At 35.6% G+C, this 5,855-nt stretch carries 4 protein-coding genes and 3 pseudogenes; 1 reads left to right on the top strand and 6 read right to left on the bottom strand.

All coding sequences use genetic code 11. The features are described 5' to 3' along the window. Window positions 1-128, bottom strand: a pseudogene (locus tag BDW31_RS12160) (IS6 family transposase); the annotation flags it as partial. 55 nt (window positions 129-183) lie between these two features. On the opposite strand from BDW31_RS12160, the pseudogene BDW31_RS12155 reads away from it, so the two are divergent. Then, a pseudogene (locus BDW31_RS12155) lies at window positions 184-258 on the top strand (IS6 family transposase); the annotation flags it as partial. Window positions 259-634: 376 nt separating this feature from the next. Here BDW31_RS12155 and BDW31_RS12150 read toward each other — a convergent pair. The 5 genes and pseudogenes from BDW31_RS12150 to BDW31_RS12130 form a co-directional block, all read right to left on the bottom strand. Beyond that, window positions 635-1,249 carry a CadD family cadmium resistance transporter gene (locus BDW31_RS12150; RefSeq protein WP_011304076.1) on the bottom strand — a complete coding sequence of 205 codons (615 nt, stop codon included), beginning with the start codon at window positions 1,247-1,249 and terminating at the stop codon, window positions 635-637. 104 nt (window positions 1,250-1,353) lie between these two features. Continuing rightward, window positions 1,354-3,765, bottom strand: coding sequence for a heavy metal translocating P-type ATPase (locus BDW31_RS12145; protein WP_110709691.1), 2,412 nt, complete (start codon window positions 3,763-3,765; stop codon window positions 1,354-1,356). Window positions 3,766-4,021: 256 nt separating this feature from the next. After that, on the bottom strand, window positions 4,022-4,789 hold the full coding sequence (locus tag BDW31_RS12140; RefSeq protein WP_002454666.1) for a ZIP family metal transporter: 768 nt from the start codon (window positions 4,787-4,789) through the stop codon (window positions 4,022-4,024). 253 nt (window positions 4,790-5,042) lie between these two features. Further along, a complete protein-coding gene (locus BDW31_RS12135; protein WP_002454665.1) occupies window positions 5,043-5,444 on the bottom strand; it encodes an ArsR/SmtB family transcription factor in 402 nt (133 codons plus the stop codon). A gap of 132 nt (window positions 5,445-5,576) precedes the next feature. Further along, window positions 5,577-5,855 (bottom strand): annotated as a pseudogene (locus tag BDW31_RS12130) (IS6-like element IS257 family transposase); the annotation flags it as partial.

Here is a 5,855-nt window from a genome sequence, read left to right as displayed (position 1 = left end):
TGAACGTTTACACCACGTTCCCTTAATATTTCAGATATATCACGATAACTCAATGCATATCTTAGATAGTAGCCAACGGCTACAGTGATAACATCTTTGTTAAATTGTTTATATCTGAAATAGTTCATACAGAAGACTCCTTTTTGTTAAAATTATACTATAAATTCAACTTTGCAACAGAACCAAAAGAACCGTAGGTCTCTTCAGATCTACGGATTTTCGCCGTGCTACGAAATTAATCACATGTTGGCCAGTTAAGGGAATACTACCATGTTAAAATGATAATTAGTTATATTTTTTCTGACTTTGCAACAGAACCTTTAAAGTTCTATAAGTGACATCTTTAAAAGCAGAATGATGTGAAAATTACACACTATGACTGACCTTTTTGGGTAGACCCTAAATAGACATTATATATGTATTGATATGCTTAGCTTGTCACTTTAGGAGTTATTTTGCACCTATTTTAATCGTTATTTTGCATTACAAGTTAATAAGGTTAGAGTCAGGAGGTATATAGAAGTCCAATTTCTCAGTTCTAAAATTAAGAAATTGGACTTCTATCGTGACTCCCAAAAGGCGGTCTTATATGTCAAACGAGCGCTGATTCTTATTAGAGAAAGCGTTCCGATTGTTAAAGAAATGAGAATAAAGCGTTAAATGTACCATTTTCAAACAATATATAAATCCCTAACCCAATGAATACAATAGGTACAATCCAACGTTCATATTTCTCAATTTTTTCTGATACAAAATCTAAGGAAGCTAAGCGATAGCTGACATAACATAAAACAGCAACCGTAATCATAAAGACAATAACAGCAATAAAGATTTCTGACATATTTAAGGTCGTGAAGTACGGTATATAAATCGAAAAGTCATCCGCACTGGAAGCTAATACGATGAAAGTCATCGTCAAAAATAACTGATTAAATTTTCCAGAGGAGAATAAAGATAAAATACTACTTTCATCTTCATCCTCTTCTCCTTTAATCCACATTTTCACACCTAAGTAAAGTGGTAAAAGCCCAAGTAGTCCGATAACCCATTGCTGAGGAATTAAATTTACAACCCCCTGTGCAACTAAAAGACTTGCTCCTATAACAATTGCAGTCCCTATATATTGTCCTATCCAAATATGTTTCACCTGACCTTTTTTTACTTGCGAAAACAAAAGAATTAATATAACGAGATAATCAATTCCTGTTGCTACATATACCGCAGCTGCTGTAAGTATCGTTGCGGTCATTTTTCCATCTCCAATATTTTATATTTTAGGGGTAGGACTTTTCTTCAAATTGAAAAGCCCCCCTTGAATTGCGCACAGCGTGACCTTACTATTCTGTTTTCTACCTATTTATCCTTCACTCTCATCAGTCGTAAACTGTTCAACGCTACAAGAAGAGTTGCACCCATATCTGAAAGAATCGCAATCCAGAGTGTTAACCAACCTGGAATAACCAATAATAAGGCAATAAATTTAATAGCAATTGCAAAAGTAATGTTAGCTTTTATTGTGTTTAGCGCTTTTCGACTTAGTTTTACCGTAAACGGAAGTTTTCTTAAATCATCTCCCATTAGTGCAACGTCCGCCGTTTCTAATGCTGTATCAGTACCAGCTCCACCCATTGCAATTCCAACAGTGGAAGCTGCCAATGCAGGTGCATCATTGACACCATCGCCAATCATAGCTACGTTGTTGTATTCCGATTTCAATTGTTTAATATAATCCAATTTATCCTGAGGCATTAATTCAGCCTGAACTTCTTTTACTCCGACATGACTTCCAATGGCATTCGCAGTACCTTTATTATCACCGGTAAGCATAATTGTATTTTTGATGCCAAGTTGATGTAGTTTTTGAATGACTTCTTTACTTGATTCACGTACTTCATCTGCTACTGCAATAATAGCTAGTATTTCTTTGGCAGTTCCAACAACCATAGCAGTTTTCCCTTGATTTTGAAGAGTTGCAACTTTTTTCTCTAAATTCTTATCAAAACTAGAGTTTGACAGTTCCTTAAATAGTTTTGGACTTCCAATATAATAGGTCGTTCCGTCTACAGTACCCTTAATTCCTTTTCCTGTAATGGAAGAGAAGTCATCTACCACAACATCTGAATAAGAAATATTCGCCTCTTCTGCTCTTTTCATGATTGCTGATGCAAGAGGGTGCTGAGAACGATACTCTAATGCAGTAATGATGGATAGCATTTCATTTTCATCTACCTGTTTGTTCAACACATTGAAATCAGTTACAACAGGGACACCTTTTGTCAAAGTACCTGTTTTATCGAAAGCAATGGCCTTTAAGGCACCCATTTCTTCTAAATAAACGCCACCTTTTATTAGGACACCCTTTTTCGCTGCATTTCCAATTGCTGAAACAATCGAAATCGGGGTGGAAATAACCAACGCACATGGACAACCAACGACTAAAACAGCTAAACCTTGATAAACCCATGTTTCCCAACTAGCCCCAAAGAATAATGGTGGAACTACAGCAACTAACGCAGCTATGATGATGATGATCGGAGTATAATATTTCGCAAATTTTTCTACAAAGGCTTGAGATGGTGCTCGTTCTCCCTGTGCTTCCTCTACAAGATGAATAATTTTTGAAATGGTTGTATCTTCTACTAATTTAGTTATTTCTACTTCAAGTAATCCTTCTTCATTTAGAGTACCTGCAAATACTTCATCATCAATCGTTTTTTCAACAGGGACTGACTCACCTGTAATGGCAGCTTGATTAACAGCAGAGTACCCACTTACAACCATCCCATCCATGGCAATCTTTTGACCAGGTTTGACAATCATAATATCTCCAACTGCAATATCATCTACATGAATCATCATTTCTTGACCTTTTCGTCTAACAAGTGCCTCTTTAGGTGCAATATCCATTAATGATCGAATTGATTGTCTCGCTTTATCCATAGAAAATCGTTCTAGAGCTTCACTAATTGCAAAGAGTATGACAACAACAGAAACTTCTGCCCATTCTCCTATAATCGCACCACCTATAACTGCAACAGTCATAAGTGTTTTCATGTCAAATTCAAAGCGTAACAAGTTTTGGAAACCAACTTTAAAAAGCGATAATCCTCCTATTAACATCGATGCTACAAATAATAATGTAGTAACAATGTTCTCATCCCCATTAACAAAGACTGAAAGATATCCGAAAACAATCAATAAGGTCGAATAGAGTAAAGTACTGTGCTTTTTATAGAATGGCACTTTTTCTTCTTTTTCATCCTCTTTTTCCTGGTTAATCTCTTGTGTAGCTTGCCGTACAGGTTTTTCAGAGGACACTTTAAGATTCTCAAAAGCACCTGCTTTTTCTAATTCTTCAATCGTTGCTTCTCCGTATACGGAAATTTTAGATGCTCCAAAATTTACTTTTGCATCCTCCACACTCGGAATTTTTTTAACATTTCTTTCAAACTTTCCTGCACAGTTTGCGCATGAAAACCCTTCAACACGATATATATTTTTGTCTTTTTTAACCTCTTGCGGAGCCTGCCGCCTAGGTTTTTCTGGAGCCACTTTAAGGTTCTCAAAGGCACCTGCTTTTTCTAATTCTTCAACCGTTGCTTCTCCGTAAACGGAAATTTTGGATGCTCCAAAATTTACTTTTGCATCCTCTACTCCCGGAATTTTTTTAACATTTCTTTCAAACTTTCCTGCACAGTTTGCGCATGAAAATCCATCAACACGATAGACATATTTCTTCTCTAATGGCTTCGTTGCTTCACTCATATTTAATAACCTCCTTCTTAATTAACCAATGTATCTTTTATCAATCAATGCTTGTGGAATTCTTATATTCTTGGCCACCTATCATTATGATATTCATTTGAATATTACGTTATGTTCTGTTGCTATTATATATCCACACATATAGATAGTCAAATGATTATTTGATTGTATTTTATTTCTTTTTTTGCTAAGACTAAACTCAACTTTTCTGTTTAATTTCCTCAACTGATTATTCAAGGCTATTCCTTTAATATTTTCATTCCAACCCAACAACTCCTATGATCCAAGAAGCTATATAGAAAACGGCTACACCAAGCAAAACGTAAAGACCAGTTTTTCGATTTTCAGATTGATTAACAACTGGAAGTAAGTCCGTTGCTGCAACATATAGAAAAACACCTGCTGAAAAGGACAAAGCAATTCTTGCAAAAGAATCGCCAAGTACTTCAGCTGCAAATTCTGTGTCACTGAGTAGCCATACTAAAGCCCCTCCAAATATAGTAGCCAAAGCCAGTACTGCAGAGGCAATAAACGCCTTTTTCCTGTCATTAAATACTACAAGAACAATCGAAGAAATGGTTAAGCCATCTGGTATTTTATGAAGTAATACAGCAACAAACACAAGGAAACCTAATTCACTGCTTACTTCAAATCCCGCAACAATGGAGACTCCATCAAAGAAACTGTGAATGGTCATTCCGATAAAGGCACCTAAACCGCCCGTTTTTTTACTGAGTTTATCCTCATGTGTTTCATAGCCGAAATGAAAATGAGTTGTGAGGATTCTTTGAAAGGCAAATAATACTAAAAATCCTATTAATATATAGATTCCATTTTCAGGTGAATTTTCTAATCCTTCTGGCATTAGATCAAGAATACCTATGGATAAAAGAAAACCTGCACTAAAAGCCATTAAATATGTAAGAGCTTTGGGGGACCATTCTTTTCTCACGACAATAAGTCCTCCAACAAGATTAGCTATACTTGTGAGTAACACAAGAGATACTACAGTCCATGAGAACATTACAAACTCTCCTTACGTTAATTTATTCCATTTCACAAATAGTTTGGACCATCAGGGTACAATTCAGAGAAAAAACAAGATTTAAGCCCCAGTGGATACCAGGGCTTAAATCTCCTGAGATGATTTTTTATCTAATGGTCTTTCCTTAGGTAATTTTTATGGTTTATTTTTGAGCAACTGCATTCCATCATGTAAAACGAAGGACTGAGTTGTTTGTAACATTTTAACTAATTTTTCCCAACACTCATCACATTTACTTCTTTTCCTTCAACTGTAGTGCTTCTTGCATAAGGTGATGCACATGATTACTTACTAGCCTATAAAAAACCATCTTCCCTTTTTTACGGTACTCGGCAAGCCCCATATTACGTAACATACGTAGGTGGTGTGAAGCAGTAGCATTCGTAGAACCAATAATCGTTGCTACATCACAGACACACATTTCATCTTCTTGCGTAAGTGCATAAACAATTTTCAACCGTGTATCATCCGCAAAAACTTTAAACAATTGTGATAAGCCATCCGTTTGACCGACTTCCTGCTGACGGCGCTCAACCTTTTCTGGGTCAAATATAAATGTCTCACAAGCATCTTTTCCCCTTGATTTTATACCATCTAAATCATGTTCTTTTTTATTTATGGAAGTAATACTCAAAACAACCCCTCCTCTGTAATTAGTGTATACAATAACATTCAAATTATTGTTTGTATATATATTAGTATAAATAAGGTTCTGTTGCAAAGTAAAAAATATAGCTAACCACTAATTTATCATGTCAGTGTTCGCTTAACTTGCTAGCATGATGCTAATTTCGTGGCATGGCGAAAATCCGTAGATCTGAAGAGACCTGCGGTTCTTTTTATATAGAGCGTAAATACATTCAATACCTTTTAAAGTATTCTTTGCTATATTGATACTTTGATACCTTGTCTTTCTTACTTTAATATGACGGTGATCTTGCTCAATGAGGTTATTCAGATATTTCGATGTACAATGACAGTCAGGTTTAAGTTTAAAAGCTTTAATTACTTTAGCCATTGCTACCTTCGTTGAAGGTGCCTGATC

This window comes from Staphylococcus sp. AtHG25 (assembly GCF_003217445.1).
Classification (GTDB): domain Bacteria; phylum Bacillota; class Bacilli; order Staphylococcales; family Staphylococcaceae; genus Staphylococcus; species Staphylococcus haemolyticus.
The sequence above is the reverse complement of the archived record's forward strand: the minus strand, read 5'-3'. Positions and strand labels throughout refer to the sequence as shown.

What these genes read in the sequence shown, in the direction of transcription:
- BDW31_RS12150 (WP_011304076.1), bottom strand. Translation starts at nt 1,249, where the DNA reads ATGACCGCAACGATACTTACAGCAGCTGCGGTATATGTAGCAACAGGA.
- BDW31_RS12145 (WP_110709691.1), bottom strand. Translation starts at nt 3,765, where the DNA reads ATGAGTGAAGCAACGAAGCCATTAGAGAAGAAATATGTCTATCGTGTT.
- BDW31_RS12140 (WP_002454666.1), bottom strand. Translation starts at nt 4,789, where the DNA reads ATGTTCTCATGGACTGTAGTATCTCTTGTGTTACTCACAAGTATAGCT.